Annotated in this window: 15 protein-coding genes, 1 riboswitch and 1 other annotated feature (1 of these 17 running past the window's edge); of the genes, 1 reads left to right on the forward strand and 14 read right to left on the reverse strand. The window is 37.3% G+C overall.

Annotation, left to right across the window (positions count from 1 at the left end):
* Positions 1-35 precede the first annotated feature (35 nt).
* The 12 genes from IGK54_RS09560 to IGK54_RS09615 form a co-directional block, all read right to left on the reverse strand.
* Positions 36-386, reverse strand: coding sequence for a YlbG family protein (locus IGK54_RS09560; protein ID WP_002359714.1), 351 nt, complete (start codon positions 384-386; stop codon positions 36-38).
* Positions 376-810 carry a YlbF family regulator gene (locus tag IGK54_RS09565; protein WP_002356689.1) on the reverse strand — a complete coding sequence of 145 codons (435 nt, stop codon included), beginning with the start codon at positions 808-810 and terminating at the stop codon, positions 376-378. Before IGK54_RS09565 ends, IGK54_RS09560 begins: the two co-directional genes overlap by 11 nt.
* Entirely contained in the window at positions 807-1,931 is a 1,125-nt protein-coding gene (locus IGK54_RS09570) for a CAP-associated domain-containing protein (RefSeq protein ID WP_002362207.1), read from the reverse strand. The genes IGK54_RS09565 and IGK54_RS09570 overlap by 4 nt, the downstream gene beginning before the upstream one ends.
* Before the next feature lie 16 nt (positions 1,932-1,947).
* Entirely contained in the window at positions 1,948-5,376 is a 3,429-nt protein-coding gene (locus IGK54_RS09575; RefSeq protein ID WP_113848539.1) for a pyruvate carboxylase, read from the reverse strand.
* 32 nt (positions 5,377-5,408) lie between these two features.
* Positions 5,409-6,617: an FtsW/RodA/SpoVE family cell cycle protein gene (locus IGK54_RS09580; protein ID WP_002356686.1), complete on the reverse strand. Its 1,209-nt coding sequence runs from the start codon at positions 6,615-6,617 to the stop codon at positions 5,409-5,411.
* 3 nt (positions 6,618-6,620) lie between these two features.
* Positions 6,621-6,926: a YlaN family protein gene (locus IGK54_RS09585; RefSeq protein WP_002356684.1), complete on the reverse strand. Its 306-nt coding sequence runs from the start codon at positions 6,924-6,926 to the stop codon at positions 6,621-6,623.
* Positions 6,927-7,152: 226 nt separating this feature from the next.
* Positions 7,153-8,922, reverse strand: a complete 1,770-nt coding sequence (gene recQ, locus IGK54_RS09590; RefSeq protein WP_002381558.1) for a DNA helicase RecQ — start codon at positions 8,920-8,922, stop codon at positions 7,153-7,155.
* A gap of 316 nt (positions 8,923-9,238) precedes the next feature.
* On the reverse strand, positions 9,239-11,074 hold the full coding sequence (typA, locus tag IGK54_RS09595; RefSeq protein ID WP_002356682.1) for a translational GTPase TypA: 1,836 nt from the start codon (positions 11,072-11,074) through the stop codon (positions 9,239-9,241).
* Positions 11,075-11,294: 220 nt separating this feature from the next.
* Complete coding sequence (locus IGK54_RS09600) at positions 11,295-12,077, reverse strand: inositol monophosphatase family protein (RefSeq protein ID WP_002359710.1); 783 nt, start codon at positions 12,075-12,077, stop codon at positions 11,295-11,297.
* Positions 12,078-12,356, reverse strand: coding sequence for a UPF0223 family protein (locus tag IGK54_RS09605; RefSeq protein WP_002356679.1), 279 nt, complete (start codon positions 12,354-12,356; stop codon positions 12,078-12,080).
* 49 nt (positions 12,357-12,405) lie between these two features.
* Positions 12,406-13,671: a voltage-gated chloride channel family protein gene (locus IGK54_RS09610; RefSeq protein ID WP_141435612.1), complete on the reverse strand. Its 1,266-nt coding sequence runs from the start codon at positions 13,669-13,671 to the stop codon at positions 12,406-12,408.
* A gap of 76 nt (positions 13,672-13,747) precedes the next feature.
* Positions 13,748-13,817: riboswitch (Fluoride riboswitch) on the reverse strand.
* A 64-nt stretch (positions 13,818-13,881) separates the two neighbouring features.
* Positions 13,882-14,205 carry a hypothetical protein gene (locus IGK54_RS09615; RefSeq protein ID WP_002395335.1) on the reverse strand — a complete coding sequence of 108 codons (324 nt, stop codon included), beginning with the start codon at positions 14,203-14,205 and terminating at the stop codon, positions 13,882-13,884.
* A gap of 93 nt (positions 14,206-14,298) precedes the next feature.
* Between IGK54_RS09615 and IGK54_RS09620 the strand changes: the two genes are divergently transcribed.
* Positions 14,299-14,631 carry a helix-turn-helix domain-containing protein gene (locus tag IGK54_RS09620; RefSeq protein WP_002382719.1) on the forward strand — a complete coding sequence of 111 codons (333 nt, stop codon included), beginning with the start codon at positions 14,299-14,301 and terminating at the stop codon, positions 14,629-14,631.
* An 80-nt stretch (positions 14,632-14,711) separates the two neighbouring features.
* Here the strand turns inward: IGK54_RS09620 and IGK54_RS09625 are convergent, their stop codons facing one another.
* Positions 14,712-15,212, reverse strand: coding sequence for an HD domain-containing protein (locus IGK54_RS09625; RefSeq protein WP_002356666.1), 501 nt, complete (start codon positions 15,210-15,212; stop codon positions 14,712-14,714).
* 155 nt (positions 15,213-15,367) lie between these two features.
* The gene (gene argS / locus IGK54_RS09630; RefSeq protein ID WP_430602934.1) at positions 15,368-17,059 is read right to left on the reverse strand and encodes an arginine--tRNA ligase; all 1,692 of its coding nucleotides are present in this window, start codon (positions 17,057-17,059) and stop codon (positions 15,368-15,370) included.
* Between the two features lie 72 nt (positions 17,060-17,131).
* Positions 17,132-17,223: a binding site (T-box leader), on the reverse strand; it runs 112 nt beyond the window's last position.

The following is a 17,223-nucleotide window of genomic DNA, read 5'->3' on the forward strand; positions in this document are numbered from 1 at the left end:
TTGAAATTTCTCATAACATTTCTCACTCTTTTGCATTAGACATTCTCTGCTAATCGAATCTCTGTAGATAATTCCTCTACTACATAGCCATCGTCTTCTTGTTCTTGATAAGCCGCTTTGGTACCAATTTTTTCAGCAAAATTCATTTCGACATCTGGTCGATACGATTTATCGACACTACGAACAAAATGTAACTGATTAATTTTTTCCATGTTACTTTCAATATTTTCTTCATTCATGTAAATCACCACATATTTCATTTTTCGTGAAACATAGTGAATCAGTCCATATCGGCGTAACTGTTTTAACGGTTTTAATGTGTATACCCAAACAATTAGGCAACGACGCTCTTGAAGCGTAAATTCTTTTTCTTCTTTAGCTTGCATGGCAGCTTCCTCCACAACCTGAATGTTTCTTTCCTCGTTCAAAGAAAGGATTTCCAGCATCTACTTTAATATCTTCAGAAATTAGTTGCGCAATCTTTAAACCAATTGTATCTAGCAACGTTTGAACGTTTGTCTCAGCAAAACGATAATTTGCAACGATTTCATTTAAATCAAGCGCCCGCTTCGCTTTACGTAGGGCTCGTTGTTTCTCCCGAAAATCGGGTGCATGAATTCCATAAGCTTCTACTCGTTCAAAGGCTGACTTAGCTTCTAAAAATGCTTTTTGTAACTGAGCAACTTCCGCCGAAGCATACATAGCTTTTTTTGTTTCTTTATAGTTTTGAACAGCATCACTTTCTAAAAGTGCTGAAATTAAGCATTCTGTTTGATCTTCAATTGCAAATAAATGTTCTGTCACAATCATAACTTTTCACTACTCTCCGTGATTTGCCTATTTTCTGGTCGTTTCTCTAATAAGACTAACACACCTTCATTGGAAAAGGCAACGCCCAATTCTGTCGTTTCTGACTCAGCAAAATAGCTATCATATTGCGGGTCCGAAAACCATGACAAAATAGTAAATGTACTATCATAAACAGGTTCTTGGAAAATACCTGCTGGTTCTCTCAACGAAAGTTTGCTCGTTTTAACTAATAAAGAAAATTCGTCCTTAGTCAAATGAAAGGGATGAATGGCTGTATGTTCCTCTCTCGTTTGTAACAATTCTGCTTGTCGATTTGCCGACAAAATTGTTGGTGTATGGTTAGCCAGCGTTTGATACAATGTTTGGGCATCTTTTTGACTTTGTGTAGAGACTGAAAAAGCAGCTTGATTTTCTTGCTGTTTAACCAGATTCATGACATAAATCGCTTGGTTACTTTGAACAGGATCGAAGGTCATTGACTGCGTTATATCAACTGGCAAAGGAGAACCTTCATTTAATTGATACGGCATTTCCGTAAGCAACGTTTCTTTATTGACATAATTAACTGCCATTAAACCGCCTGTCCGCTGATTAAAAAATAACACTGCAAAACTGCCATTATCAAAAGCAACCAGTGGTCGATAGTTCATATCTTCTTCCATCAGCTCGACATCGTAAGCTTCATGATGAAAATTAAATGCAAAATTCGAATAAATCGTCATTAAATCAGATAAGTCAGCAAGCTTCATATCTATCTTAAACGGTTCTATCATTTTGTCATTGTTAAAGGCCTTAATTGCGATGACTTTATTTTCTCGAACGTTGACTTCTAAGTAATCATTCATCGTCAAACCGAACGTCCATAATTCATACGTACGACCTGTTTTAATTTTTTCTTTAGGATTGCCAAACTGGCGGATAAAGGTTTCCACATCTTTCCCTATGTATGCTGCGTAGCCAGAAGCTGGCAATTCTTCATGAGGAACAGCGGTGTGAGCGCTAGATAAGCGCCCACTTTGAGCTGTTTCGGTTGGTTTTTCAGCAGGGAAAAAAACTGGCTCTAAATATCCAATGAGTAGAACTGTTAAAAAAACAGCAGTAAAGGCCCAAAATCGCTTCATTTTTTCCCCTCTCATCTTATTTTTCTTTCACTTCTAATAACAAATCACCTGAGCTGATTGCTTCGCCTTCTTCAACATAAATGTGATCTACCGTGCCCGCAAAACGTGCTTCGATAGTCGTTTCCATTTTCATGGCTTCTGTAATCAGCAACGGCTGACCTTTTTCTACTTTATCGCCACGTTTGACCAATACTTGTAGAACAGAACCAGACATCGTTGCGCCGATTTGTTCTTTATTAGTTGGTTCCGCCTTTTGTTTAACTTGAACAGCTGACTTAATAGAGGCATCTTTAACTAAAACCTCACGACGTTGCCCATTCAAATTGAAGAACAAGACACGGTTTCCGTCAATATCAGGTTCGCCAATTTCATCTAAACGAATAATTAACGTTTTTCCTCGTTCAATTTGAACTTCCAATGTCTCTCCTTGACGAATACCATTAAAGAATGTTGGCGTATCTAATAAGGTTATATCTCCAAAGGTTTCGTATTTTTGACGATACTCTAAAAATACTTGTGGATACATTAAATAACTTAAAACTTCTTCCAATTTAGGTTGATACCCAATTTTTTCGGCTAATTCTTCTTGTACTTTCGCAAAATCAACAGGTGCTGCTAAGTCACCTGGCCGCTCTGTGAAGGCTGGTCGACCTTTTAGAATAATTCGTTGGAGCTCTTTCGGGAACCCACCAACTGGTTGACCTAAATCACCTTGGAAAAAAGTCACAACTGATTCAGGAAAACTTAGTTCTTCACCACGCGCATAAACATCTTGTTCTGTCAGATTATTTTGAACCATGAAGAGTGCCATGTCTCCCACGACTTTTGAAGATGGCGTCACTTTTACAATATCGCCAAACATCAAATTCACTGTGTGATATATTTTTTTGATTTCATCCCAACGGTGCCCTAAGCCTACCGCTTTTGCTTGCTGCTGTAGATTAGAGTATTGCCCACCAGGCATTTCATGCATATAGACTTCTGTTTGCGGGGCATTTAACCCATTTTCAAATGGTTGATAATACATGCGCACATCTTCCCAATAATGATTGATTTTCTGTGCATTATCAATGTTAATAGTTGGCGTCCGTTCACCATTGACTAAAGCATAATATAGACTGTTCATACTTGGCTGGCTAGTTGCGCCACTCATCGCACTCATTGCGACATCAACAATATCAACGCCTGCTTTAGTAGCTGCTGAATAAGTGATGATCCCATTGCCACTAGTGTCGTGAGTGTGGAGATGAATTGGTAAATCCGTGGCTGCCTTTAATTCACTAATTAAACGATAAGCAGCTTGTGGTTTCAATAAGCCAGCCATATCTTTAATCGCAATGATTTGTGCACCTAAATTTTCCAATTCTTTAGCCATATCAAGGTAATATTGAACATTATATTTTGCTCGGGCTGGATCATTGATGTCCCCAGTATAACAAATTGCTGCTTCCGCAATTTTTCCGGTATCCCGAACGACTTGAATACTTTTTTCCATTTGAGGAATCCAGTTTAAGCTATCAAAAATTCGGAAAACATCGACTCCTTGGCGAGCAGATTCTTTAATGAATTCTTCAATAACATTATCAGGGTAATTTTGATAGCCTACCGCATTAGAACCTCTGAACAGCATTTGTAAAAGTGTGTTTGGCATCAACTGACGAATTTTTCTTAAACGTTGCCATGGGTCTTCGGTTAAGAAGCGATAGGCAACATCGAACGTAGCGCCACCCCACATTTCACTAGAAAACAGCTCAGGCAGGGCTGCACCAGTTAGACCAGCAATTGCTTTAAAATCTTGTGTTCTCACACGAGTAGCTAATAAACTTTGGTGCGCATCACGGAACGTGGTATCTGTCATTAACACACTTTCTTGATTCTTAACCCAATCGATGACGGCGGTTGCTCCTTGAGCGTCTAGAATATTTTTAGCTGTGATCACTTTTTCTGGAACTTCAATATCTGTCGGCACGCGCGGGGCTTCAAAATATTTTTTCTCCGTTCGTTCAATGCCAGGGAACCCATTGACCGTTACTTCTCCAATGTATTTCATCGTTTTATTGCCACGATCGCGCATACGAGGAAATTCAAATAATTCAGGTGTATTATCAATAAAGGTTGTTTTGGCTTCGCCAGATTGAAACGCTGGATAGCTCACAACATTTTGTAAAAACGGAATATTTGTTTTCACGCCACGAATCCGAAATTCTTTTAAGCAGCGTTGCATTTTACTGATTGCCTGTTCAAAAGAGAAACCATGCGTACAGACTTTAACCAATAAAGAATCAAAATAGGGCGTCACAGCGTAGCCAGAATAAGCATTCCCTATATCTAAACGCACACCAAAACCACCTGGTGAACGATACGTATCAATTTTCCCTGTATCTGGCATAAATTGGTTCAGGGGATCTTCAGTCGTAATCCGACATTGAATAGCCGCGCCTTTTAATGTCAATTCGTTTTGTTTTGGCAAATGCATATCTTTATGCAAATCAAGCCCTTGTGCAATTTGTAATTGAGAGATCACAATATCAATATCTGTAATCATTTCTGTGATAGTATGTTCTACCTGAACACGCGGATTCACTTCAATAAAATAAAACTGATCCCCTTCTACTAAAAACTCAACCGTTCCCGCATTCACGTAGCCGACATGCGCCATTAACTGCACAGCAGCCGAACAAATGGCTGCTCGTTGTTCTTCATTCATTGATACACATGGTGCGACTTCTACCACTTTTTGGTGGCGCCGTTGAACGGAACAATCACGTTCAAATAAATGCAAGACGTTCCCATGATGATCGCCTAAAATTTGTACTTCGATATGTTTAGGATTAGAAATATACTTTTCAACATAAACCTCGTCAGAACCAAAGGCTGCTTTCGCTTCACTTTTTGCTCTTTCGTAACCTTCTCGTGCTTCTTTGGCATCGTGGGCAACGCGCATCCCGCGACCGCCGCCACCTAAAGCAGCTTTAATCATGATAGGAAAGCCATGCGTTTCACCAAAAGCTACGACCTCTTCCACCGTTGCTACTGGCCCGTCTGAGCCTGGAATCGAAGCAATCCCCGCAGCTACAGCTGCTTCTTTCGCTTTAATTTTATCGCCAAAAATATCTAAATGATGTGTTTTAGGTCCGACAAAAATGATTCCTTCTTCTTCACAACGTTCGGCGAAGCGTAAGTTCTCTGATAAAAAGCCATAACCAGGATGAATGGCATCTGCTCCCGATTTTTTGGCAATTTGGATAATATTTTCAATGTCTAAATAGGCTTCAATTGGTTTTTTCCCTTTACCAACTAAATACGCTTCATCTGCTTTGAAACGATGAACAGAATACTCATCTTCTGCAGCATAAATCGCTACTGTACGGATATCTAATTCTGTACAAGCTCTAAAAATTCGAATCGCAATTTCGCCACGATTGGCAACTAATACCTTTTTCATAACGTCACTCCTACCATCAATTTCCTTCAAATTTATTGGTTCTGTTCTAAAGATAAATAGTACTCATTTTCTAATTTCTGACGTGTTTCATCTGCACTGATATTCAGGACAAAGGCCACAGCAATCGAAATAATCAGCAAACTATTCCCACCTTGACTCAAGAACGGGAAAGTAATTCCTGTTAATGGAATAATCCCAGTAATCCCACCAACATTAATAAAGACTTGAATTAATAACATTGTACCAATTCCAATACACATTAGTGAATTAAAAGGTTTCTTCGAGCGTACACCGACTAAAATAATTCGCGCAATCATAAACATCAACAATCCTAAAATCGCTAGACCGCCGATAATGCCTAACTCTTCTAAAGTAATCGCAAAGATAAAGTCCGTATGTGCTTCTGGTAAAAAGCCTTTTTTCTGAACACTATTCCCTAGACCTTTGCCAAACCAGCCGCCATTACTGATTGCATAATAAGAATTAGCTAACTGATGGCCTAAGTTCCGTTCATCTAAAAATGGATTTTTAAAAACAGCAAAACGATTATAAATATATTGATAACGCGCGGGGAAAATTTTTCCTTTAGACATAATTAATAACTGAATAGCCGTGATACTACCTAAAATGCCCAAGCCACCGACCAAGTAGGTATACATATAATTAATCCCACTTGCTAAAACCATCACGATGGTAATTAATGTTAGAATGGCCGCATTCCCGAAGTCAGGCTGGATTGCAACTAGAGCAATTAATACAAAAACGAGCATCAACGGGCGCCCAGCAGCTTGTTTAAATTGATCCATGCCTCCATTAATTGTCTTTTGTCGCCGTGCTAAAATATAAGACAGATACCAGACAACCATAATTTTTAAATACTCAGCTGGTTGCATCGAAAATCCACCAATCTCAATCCAACCACGTGCGCCGTTAATTTCTTTCCCGATACCAGGAATCCGAACGGCTAAAACCATAACCGTAATTACTGCAATGGCAAACATGATAAAACTTCGATTCTGAAAAACGGATGTTTTCATCTTATAAATAAAAAACATTGCAACTAACCCTACTACCCAAAAGGCAACCTGGTTAATAACGAATGACGTAGGTGAAAAACCTTTCATTACTTGTAATGCGGATGTGGAACTATATACCATAATCAATCCCACGATACTTAAAATTAAATATGGAATAAAAATACTATAGTCTAGCAAATGCCGTTTCTTTACTTTGTTTGGCAAAGCTTAACCCTCCTTGCCAATCTCGTTTTTTTCTTGTGTTTCTTCATAAACATCTGTATATAATTGATTCAATTCGCGTTCTAAATCACTTAGTAAGCGATGTCCTTCATCATTAGTTAAAATCCCCAAACGGGTCGCATAGGTCACTTGTCTTGAAAAACCATACATTTGTGTATCCACCACTTCTTCAAATGCTTTACATTGAGAAATGCACAAACTGTTTTTTTGATTACGAATAAGCATTTTAATGCGTTCTGCATCGTCTTCTAATAATTGAATGGCAAATTTCTTTGAAATTCCTTCGTCCATTTGTACAGAACCTCCCTATCTTAATTAAATAATTATAACATAATTCTCAGTTAGATACATGATGATTTCAGAAAATTTCCTTTAAGAAATTTTCTAAAACCAAGCGATATATTAAGTAAGAAATCTCTTTATATAACAAGCTTATTTTATCAATACAACAACAAATACATTAAAAGACTTTTTCCTTATTTTCTGCTTTTAATTTTAAATAAAATAACAAACTATATCATTTTTTTGTCTCTTGATATTCTTTAATTACTTCTAAAAAGGCGGTGCCATATTTATCTAATTTATTTTGGCCGACCCCTTTTATTTGCAATAATTGAATCGTTGTTTGCGGTAATTTTTCACACATTTCTTTAAGTGTACTATCGGAAAAGACTACATATGGCGGCACGCCTGCCTCTTGAGCCATGTCCATACGTAATTCGCGTAATCGTTCAAACAAGGCATCATCCACTGCTACTTTTCGAACTTTTTGGTCTTCTTTTCGGAAGACTTTCCGTTCCCCTAAAAGCACCTGAACACCTTCTGTCGAGACTGATAACAACGGAAATTGCCCATCAGAAGGAATTAAATAACGTTCTGCTGTCAAATAATCAATCAGCTGTGTGACTTCTTTTTGGGTGCGACCTTTCATTAGTCCGTATGTTGGCAAACGATCAAAATGCCATTGATCAATTTTTTGATCTTTTGAGCCAGTCAAGACTTTACCAACTAAGCCCTTACCGAAACGTTCTCCCATACGTTTTACACAAGACAAAACTTTTTGGGCATCGACCGTAATATCGACTAATTCTCGATTATCCAGACAATTCGAGCAGCGACCGCAGTCAGTCCCTTCTTCACCAAAATAGCGTAAAATATATTTTTGTAAACACATTTGTGCATTCGCATATTGTGACATTTCCCGTAATTTCAAGTACTCTTTCTGCTTATAATCAATGGTCATTTCAGATTGTTCAATAAAGTATTGTTGAATTTGCAAGTCTTGTGGAGCAAACATTAACACAGCATCACTAGGCAGACCGTCACGACCAGCTCGGCCGGCTTCTTGGTAATAAGATTCAATATTCCCTGGTACTTGTGCGTGAATGACAAAACGAACATTACTCTTATTAATCCCCATACCAAAGGCATTTGTTGCTACCATCACTTGCACTTGATCATACAAGAATGCTTCTTGATTTTCACTACGTAACTGTTCACTCATGCCCCCATGATACATCCCAGCTGCAATTTTTTTACTTTCTAATAAATGATAAATTCGTTCAACTTCCTTCCGCGTGCTTGCATAAATAATACCTGATTGTCCAGTATTCATCTTTAAATATTCCAAAAGAAAGACGTCTCTATTTTGATCCTTCACGACTTGAAAAGATAAATTTTCTCGAGCGAATCCTGTTTTGATTTCATTTTCTGATGGAATTCTTAATTGCTTGACAATATCCTCCGCTACTTGTGGCGTTGCTGTTGCTGTTAGTGCAATCACAGTTGGTTGCTGTTGAAATTGATCGATAATCTCTGCTAAACGCAAATAGCTTGGACGAAAATCATGCCCCCATTGTGAAATACAGTGTGCCTCATCTACTGCCAATAAATCAATCGGTACATGTGTCAGCATCTGTTGAAAATCATAAGATTCTAATCGCTCTGGCGCAACATACAATAGCTTGACTTCTTTGTTAACCGCTAATTGAATACGTTGATTCATTTCTTGATAGGAAATGGTACTATTGATATATGTAGCTGGAATCCCCATTAAATTCAGGGCATCTACTTGATCTTTCATTAAAGAAATTAATGGTGAAATCACCAATGTTAAATTATCCAGAAGTAAGGCTGGCAACTGATAACAAATCGATTTGCCTCCACCTGTTGGCATAATGCCTAAGACATTTTCTTGTCGCAATACATGACGAATAATCGTTTCTTGTCCTGGCCGAAAATCATCATAGCCAAATGTATCTTTTAATAATTCTTGTAATGCACTCATTTATTGCGCTCCAATCTTTGTTCTACAAGTCATTTTAACACGCTAATCTAACAGGAACAAGGTGTGTTAAAACAAGACACAATCGTGAAACACCAGTTAACGTGAAACATCAAAAAGAATGAAAAATTGTGAAAGCTTGCTATCAAAAGCTTTCAAAAATAGCAACATTTGCTTGTTGTGGATAACGAGTAGTTATCCACACATAAAAAATAACCTTATCTTAAAATACGCATTAATCCGTTTTTGCCATCAAAAAAACCAACTATTTTCGTAGTAAAACGAGCATAGTTGGTTTAAATGTTTATTTGTCGAAAAATTATTCAGCTTTTTTCTTTTTCTTGCTTGCTTTTTCGCGTTCGTTTTTGTTAAGAATTTGTTTTCTTAAACGGATGCTTTCTGGTGTTACTTCACAGTATTCATCTTCATTCAAGAATTCTAATGATTCTTCTAACGTTAATTTTTTCGGTTTTTTAATGACTGATGTTTGGTCTTTCGTTGCCGAACGAACGTTAGTCATTTGTTTAGCTTTTGTGATGTTCACAGTTAAATCATTGTCGCGGTTGTTTTCCCCAACAATCATTCCTTCGTAAACTTCTGTCGTTGGTTCAACGAAAACTGTACCACGTTCTTCAATACTCATGATTGAGTAAGTCGTTGCTTTACCAGTATCGATTGAAACTAGCGCACCTTGATGACGGCCGCCAATCGTTCCTTGAATCATTGGTAAGTATTGATCGAAGGTGTGGTTCATAATACCATACCCACGAGTCATTGATAAGAATTCTGTTGAATAACCAATTAAGCCACGAGCTGGTGCTAAGAAGATTAAACGCATTTGTCCGTTACCGGCATTAATCATATCTTGCATTTCGCCTTTACGTAAACTTAGGGATTCAATCACGCTACCCATGTATTCTTCAGGTGTGTCAATTTGAACACGTTCAAATGGTTCACATTTAACCCCATCAATTTCACGTTCAATAACTTCTGGACGAGAAACTTGTAATTCATAGCCTTCACGACGCATGTTTTCAATTAAAATTGATAAATGCAATTCGCCACGGCCTGATACAGTCCAAGAATCTGGGCCAATTGGATCAACACGTAAAGATACGTCTGTTTGTAATTCAGCCATTAAACGTTCTTCGATTTTACGAGCGGTGATGTATTTTCCTTCACGTCCCGCAAATGGAGAATTGTTAACTAAGAAAGTCATTTGTAAGGTTGGCTCATCAATGTGTAGAATTGGTAATGCTTCTTGATTGTGAACATCTACAACTGTTTCCCCAACGAAAATGTCTTCCATTCCGGAAACGGCAATTAAATCGCCCGCTTTTGCTTCATCAATTTCCACACGTTGTAGGCCAAAGAAACCTAAAATTTTCGTTACACGGAAATTTTTCACGCTGCCATCTAATTTCATCAACGCAACTTGGTCGCCGACTTTCATTGTGCCACGGAACACACGGCCAATCCCAATACGTCCAACGTAATCGTTGTAGTCTAGTAATGAGACTTGGAATTGAAGTGGTTCGTCTGAATTATCAACTGGAGCTGGCACATGTTCAATAATTTTATCAAAAATTGGGGCCATTGTTGGCTCTTGATCTGCTGGATCATCTGATTCACTTGAAGTTCCGTTTAAAGCAGAAGCATAAACAACTGGGAAATCTAATTGATCGTCGTCTGCGCCTAATTCGATGAATAACTCTAAAACTTCATCTACTACGTGTTCAGGACGAGCAGAAGGTTTGTCAATTTTGTTAACAACCACGATTGGTGTTACTTTTTGTTCTAATGCTTTTTTCAATACGAAACGTGTTTGAGGCATTGTTCCTTCATACGCATCGACAACTAAAACAACACCGTCTACCATTTTCATGATACGTTCTACTTCACCACCGAAGTCCGCGTGTCCTGGTGTATCTAGAATGTTGATACGTGTACCGTTATAATCTACGGCTGTATTTTTTGCTAAGATAGTAATTCCACGTTCACTTTCAAGTGCATTGGAATCCATTGCACGTTCTTGTAATTGTGTGTGTCCATCTAAAGTGTCAGATTGTTTTAAAAGTTCATCTACTAAGGTTGTTTTACCATGGTCAACGTGGGCGATAATTGCCACGTTACGAATATCATCTCTGTATTTCAATTTAATTGCTCCTTATCTATATACGCTTATGTTACTTAAGTCCATAAAAGCCGACTGCTTATTATAGCAAACTTTTTTCATTAAAAAAAGGCTTTCGCCTGCAAAAATAATGAAAGTTTTAGAAATTATTCGGCTTTTTCTGAAAACAAGGACATTTTTTTACAAATTTTTCTCTTTTAAAAGAGGAAGAGCCTTACCTTTCAGCAACGCTCTTCTTGGATTATTCCGATTCATTTAAATATCGGGTAAATACTTCATCATAGGTTTCAGGAGTTGCTGCAATAAAGTATTCACGGCCATCAAAAGTTAATGGTTTTCCTGTAATACCAGAGTATTTAAACCCAAATTCTTCCAAAAGTACTAAGCCTGCTGCATAATCCCAAGGACTTAGATTAGATAAATAGCCATGATGGTTGCCTTTTAACATGGCAATAATTTCCAAACCTGCACAACCGCTAATACGCACGCCCATACTTGCTTGTCCGATTTCCGTTGCGTGATGAATATTTTTTCCATGCATGTAAGCATTCATGCCCCATAATCCATCTGCCAAGGCTTTCATAGTAGGCGCTTTTAATAATTGATTATTCCGATAAACGCCAAGCCCTTTGCCGCCCCAATAAAGTTCTTCTCGCATCACATCATAGATAAAACCTAATTTACCAATGCCGTCTTCATAAACAGCTAACATAATACAAAAATTTTCTCTTTCCATCACGAAATTCATTGTGCCATCAATCGGATCGATGATCCACACGCGACCAGCAAAACTTTTTAAAGTATTGTAGCCTTTTTCTTCCCCTAAAATTTGATCTTCGGGAAAATTTGTTTGAATTTTATTCATTAAAAATTCTTGGGTTTGTTCATCCATATTTGTCACTAAATCGGTGCGGCCATTTTTCTGTTGAACGGTTAACTCTGATTCCAAGTTCATTCGAATCACATCGGCTGCTTCAAAAAGCCAACTTTGAATTGTTTGAACAAATTTTTGCGTTTCAGTCATCTAATCATCCCCCAGCTTTAATTTGCCGCTTCCCTGTTTTTTAGCTTGTTGAAGCGTACGATATAACGAATATCCTGAAGCATTTTCAAATTCACGACCTAAGCGTTTTTCTTCGCCGATACTTTTAACGACCGTTTTAAATTGTTGATAAGTTGTTAAAAATTTGTCAACAGGTAAGCCTGTTTCGTTGGCTTGCTCAACTGCTGTCCACATATTTGTGACAATCACCATTTCCTCCGTCGTCCAATCTAAATCTAATGGATATTGATAGTCTTTCATGTCTTCACCTCATCTTCTCTAGTTTAGCATATTTTCATAAAAAAACATCTTATTTACGTCGATTTTTTAATGCATTAAAGAGAGGATATTCTGCTGTTCCTTTGCGATACAAACTTTGTTGTGAAGCATAAATACCGCTATTTCCTGAACACATAAAACTGATTAAGCAGACCATGAAAAAATAGACCGCCGCTTCACTACCAAATAGTTCAATGCCCATAATGAAACAAGCAATCGGCGTATTCGTGGCGCCAGAAAAAACACCAATAAATCCTAAACCTGCTAAAAAAGGAATTGACAGATGTAACAAAGGGGCCAAAGAACTCCCTAACGTAGCCCCAATTTCAAACAATGGCGTCACTTCTCCTCCTTGGAATCCGGCGCCCAAGGATAACACCGTAAAGAATAATTTCCCAACAAAATCAAAAGGCTGCGCATTACCTGCAAAAGCATCTTCTAGTAAAGGTAAACTCAAGCCTAAATAACGTTGGTTGTTTAAGACGAGCACAAACAGAACGACAATGGACGCCCCAAGAAACGCACGAAGGTAGACATTAGCAAACCAATTTGCATAGGTCTTTTTTAAAAAGACAATGGAACGACTAAAAACCCAACCTGCCAAACCAAAACAAATCGATGCCAAAAATAATTTTACGAATAGATCAACCGACCAAGTCGGAATTTTGCCCATCGGATAATGCGTATGTGTTACACCAAAACTTTCAGTCACAAAATTAGCAAATAAGCCTGCAAAAAAACTTGGGAAAAGTGCCTCTGCACGAAGTTTTCCAATCGCCAAAACTTCTAATCCGAAAACCGTTCCCGCTAATGGTGTGCCAAAAACAGAACTAAAACCTGCACTAATTCCGCTAATAATAATTACTTGTCGTTCCAAAGCGGACAGTTTAAAGACTTTTCCTACAGCATTTGCGATTGCGCCCCCCATTTGCACCGCCGTCCCTTCACGACCAACAGAACCACCAAATAAGTGCGTAGTAATCGTGCCAAACAACGTTAAAGGAATTAAGCGCAAGGGAATATCTTCTTCCCCGCCATTGCCTTGTTCAATCACTAAGTTATTTCCTCGGCTAGCATTTTTCCCAAAACGCGTATAGAAATACGTAAAAACGACACCGCTAATGGGGAGGATAAAGAGTAACCAAGGATTTGCTAAACGAACATCTGTTACATAGGTGAGACTCTTTAAGAAAAAGGCGGATAACGCCCCCATAAATAAACCAATAATTGCGGTAATGAGCAACCATTTTGCCATATAACCGCCGATTGATAGTAGTTGCTTTGTTTCTTTTTTCACTTTACATGCTCCTTTACAATTTTCTTATCGCCAATCCTAGCGTACAGAAAAAGCCTACCAAAGGGTACACTTCTCCCGTTTGGTAGGCGTCATTAATTTATTCGTCCGATAAATAGTTCGTGGTGAACACCATCACCATGTTGCTATTAAACTATTAAAAATAATACCACGCAACTCTGGAAAGTGCAATAGAAGAATAACTCATTACCTTTAACAACCTTTACGTGTCTTTTTAGACACTAGTTCATTAAAAAAAATAACCATGATTTCTTCGCTTTCCAAATCTAACAACTTAGAAATCAATTTAATATCTGAAGCTTTAAATACAACCTCTCCTTTTAATTTCTTATAAATTGTTGAAGCTGAGATTGGTTGACCTGCAGCGGTCATTTCACTTGCTAACCATTCAACATTTTTCCCTTTTAATTTCAATTTTGAATGAATTAAATTTGATTCCATTTTACTCCCCCTTTTCACCCCTTTTAGTGTCTTATTAGACACTGGAAGTATATCATTTTGTGAAAAAACCGTCAATATATGCCTATTCAATAATTATTTATCACTCTATGTATAGAGTAAAACATGTTTCTTTTGCGACACTTTTTGTGCTAGAATGTTTTTACGGAGGTGATTTTTTTGAAAGAGAATTTTTTAAAGCAAAAAAGGATGGAGAAAAATCTTACATTAGAACAAGTTGGAAATTTTGTTGGTGTTGGAAAAAGTACCGTCAGGAAATGGGAAACTGGAATGATTGAAAATATGGGGAGGGATAAAATTGTCGCCTTATCTAAAGTTTTAGATGTATCACCTCTTGAAATCTTAGGTATTCCTGAAACGGAAGAAACGCCATTTGTTGTCCCAACCAATATTATGAATGTTTACAAACAATTGACAACTGAAAATCAAGAAGCAGTCTATCGATATGCTCAAAAGAAATTAACAGAACAAAATTACTTTTAATATTTATTTTAAATAGATGAATGTTAGACTTTTTAGTCAACGTTAAACAAAAAAAGCTTATCCTTCCGGATAAGCTTTTTTTAGATTGACTGTTGGCCAAAATACTGACGCCATTTGGTTTTCATGGCTGTCGTCATCGGCAACGCCGCTTCTTTCACAGCACAATATTTGTCAACAAAGGTTACAATGTAACTTTCTTTGTATTTTGGTGGTGCAATAGTTGCGCCCCACATATGTTTAATAATAATGTCTCGTTCTAAATCAGACAACTCTGTAATTTTTTCAGCATTTTTGGCTGCAATTCGTGGATGAACATAAGCATGAGAGCCTTCGTCAAACTTTGTTGTGCGCCAATCATAGTAAAACAAATCATGTAATAAACCAGCACGAGCTGTTGCACGAGCATTGCCGTTCCAACGCTTTGCTAATTTATAGCTATGATAGGAAACACTAATTGAATGTTCTAAACGAGTTGAATGCATATGTTGTGTGTATTCTGCTAATTTTTGGACTTCTTCGGTTGCTAATAAATCTTCTACATAAGAAAGATATTCTTCGTCTTCACGCCATTTTTCTGTCATATAATTGGGTGCCACCTTTTCTAATCCTTTTATAACTTGACTCGAGTATAGCACCCCAGCTATTTAATTACTATGAATTTCTCAATCTGTAACTTAACTTTAATATTTGCTTAATAAGTTTAGCGTTCAGCGTAGCAAAATTTTCACAAAAACTTCTACATTTCTTCTGGTGCATGTAACCCTAGTAAACGTAAATCTTCTTTTAGAACAGTAGCTACTGCATAAACTAACGCTAAGCGTGCCTCTTTTTGAGCATCTTCATCCAAAATCCGAACATGAGCATAATATTTATTGAACGCTTGTGCTAAATGAATGCTATGTTTCGCAATAACAGATGGTTCATATTTTTCAGCAGCTTGCATCACGGTTTCAGGGAATTTTTGTAACAGCTTCACGACTTCCCAGCTATCCTTGTCATTTAGTGCATAACGTTGTGTAGTGTCTGGTGTAAAGTTTGCTTTACGTAAAATACTCATCGCACGAGCATGTGTATATTGAACATATGGCCCAGTTTCGCCTTCAAAACGAACAACTTCATCTAATACAAAATCGAAATTATTTAGACGATCATTTTTAAGGTCATGGAAAATAACTGCACCTACACCTACTTGTTTCGCCACTTCTTCACGATTTGCTAAGTCTGGATTTTTCTCGTTAATTTGATTTCCTGCTAAAGTAACGGCTTCATTCAATACTTCTTCTAATAAAACGATTTTCCCTTTACGTGTGGATAATTTTTTACCGCCTTGAGTAATTAAACCAAACGGAATGTGTTCCATATCATCTGACCAGTCAAACCCTAGTTCTTTCAAGACTGCTTTTAGTTGTTTGAAGTGATTGCTTTGTTCGTTACCGACTACATAAAGTGATTTGGCAAAATCATACGTCCGTTTACGGTAAAGCGCAGCAGCTAAATCCCGTGTGATATATAACGTCGCACCATCTGATTTACGAATAAGTGCTGGATTTAAATTATATTCTGTCAAATCAACAATTTCTGCACCTTGATTTTCTGTTAATAAATGTTTTTCTTCTAATAAAGTAACAATTTTATCCATTTTATCATTATAAAAGGCTTCGCCATTATAAGAATCAAATTCAACTTCTAACATGGAATAGATTTTATCAAATTCTTTTAGAGACTCGCTACGGAACCATTTCCATAATTCATTAGCTTCTTGGTCTCCTTCTTCTAATTTTTTAAACCAAGCACGTGCTTCGTCTTCTAATTCTGGTTTTTCTTCTGCTTCTTCATGAAATTGCACATATAAGCGCAATAATTCATTAATTGGTTGTTGGCGGACTGCTTCTTCAGAACCCCATTTTTTATAAGCTACAATTAACTTACCAAACTGTGTACCCCAGTCACCTAAGTGGTTAATCCGAATTGGCTGATACCCAATTTTTTCTAAAATAAAAGCAATTGAATTCCCGATTACCGTAGAACGTAAGTGCCCCATAGAAATTGGTTTAGCAATGTTTGGTGAAGACATATCAATAGGAACATTGCCATTATTGCCAAAGGTACTGTTTCCGTAGTTGTTTTTTTCTTTGACTACTTCGCCAATAACAGCTTGACTGACTGCTTCTTTATTCATGAAGAAGTTTAAATAAGGTCCCACCACTTCAATTTTTTCAAAATTTGTGCCATCAATTTTTTCTGCTAATTCTGCTGCAATTTGTTGTGGTGCTTTACGATAAATCTTAGCTAATGAAAAGGCTGGAAAAGCAACATCTCCATGATCAACAGATTTAGGATTTTCCAATAATTGTTCGATTTGATCCATCGTTAATTCTTCATTTAAAACATCATGTAACGCTTTTGCTACGATTTCTTTGTTGTTCATAAGAACCCTCCTGATTAATTTGTAAGTATAAAAAAACAAAAACGTCTCTGACAAAACAAAATGATTTGTTTTGTCAGAGACGAGAATTTACCCGCGGTACCACTCTAATTGTCTATACTACTTGGATAGACCTGCTTCATCGATAACGGTGATTGCCGTCTGCT

This window comes from Enterococcus sp. DIV2384, assembly GCF_050534975.1.
Classification (GTDB): Bacteria; Bacillota; Bacilli; order Lactobacillales; family Enterococcaceae; genus Enterococcus; species Enterococcus faecalis.

Excerpts from the sequence above, each read along its gene's own strand:
- recQ (WP_002381558.1), bottom strand. The coding sequence starts at position 8,922 with ATGAGTGCATTACAAGAATTATTAAAAGATACATTTGGCTATGATGAT.
- IGK54_RS09565 (WP_002356689.1), bottom strand. The coding sequence starts at position 810 with ATGATTGTGACAGAACATTTATTTGCAATTGAAGATCAAACAGAATGC.
- argS (WP_430602934.1), bottom strand. The coding sequence starts at position 17,059 with ATGAACAACAAAGAAATCGTAGCAAAAGCGTTACATGATGTTTTAAAT.
- IGK54_RS09560 (WP_002359714.1), bottom strand. The coding sequence starts at position 386 with ATGCAAGCTAAAGAAGAAAAAGAATTTACGCTTCAAGAGCGTCGTTGC.
- IGK54_RS09570 (WP_002362207.1), bottom strand. The coding sequence starts at position 1,931 with ATGAAGCGATTTTGGGCCTTTACTGCTGTTTTTTTAACAGTTCTACTC.
- IGK54_RS09605 (WP_002356679.1), bottom strand. The coding sequence starts at position 12,356 with ATGAAAGACTATCAATATCCATTAGATTTAGATTGGACGACGGAGGAA.
- IGK54_RS09585 (WP_002356684.1), bottom strand. The coding sequence starts at position 6,926 with ATGGACGAAGGAATTTCAAAGAAATTTGCCATTCAATTATTAGAAGAC.
- IGK54_RS09625 (WP_002356666.1), bottom strand. The coding sequence starts at position 15,212 with ATGACAGAAAAATGGCGTGAAGACGAAGAATATCTTTCTTATGTAGAA.
- IGK54_RS09575 (WP_113848539.1), bottom strand. The coding sequence starts at position 5,376 with ATGAAAAAGGTATTAGTTGCCAATCGTGGCGAAATTGCGATTCGAATT.
- IGK54_RS09600 (WP_002359710.1), bottom strand. The coding sequence starts at position 12,077 with ATGACTGAAACGCAAAAATTTGTTCAAACAATTCAAAGTTGGCTTTTT.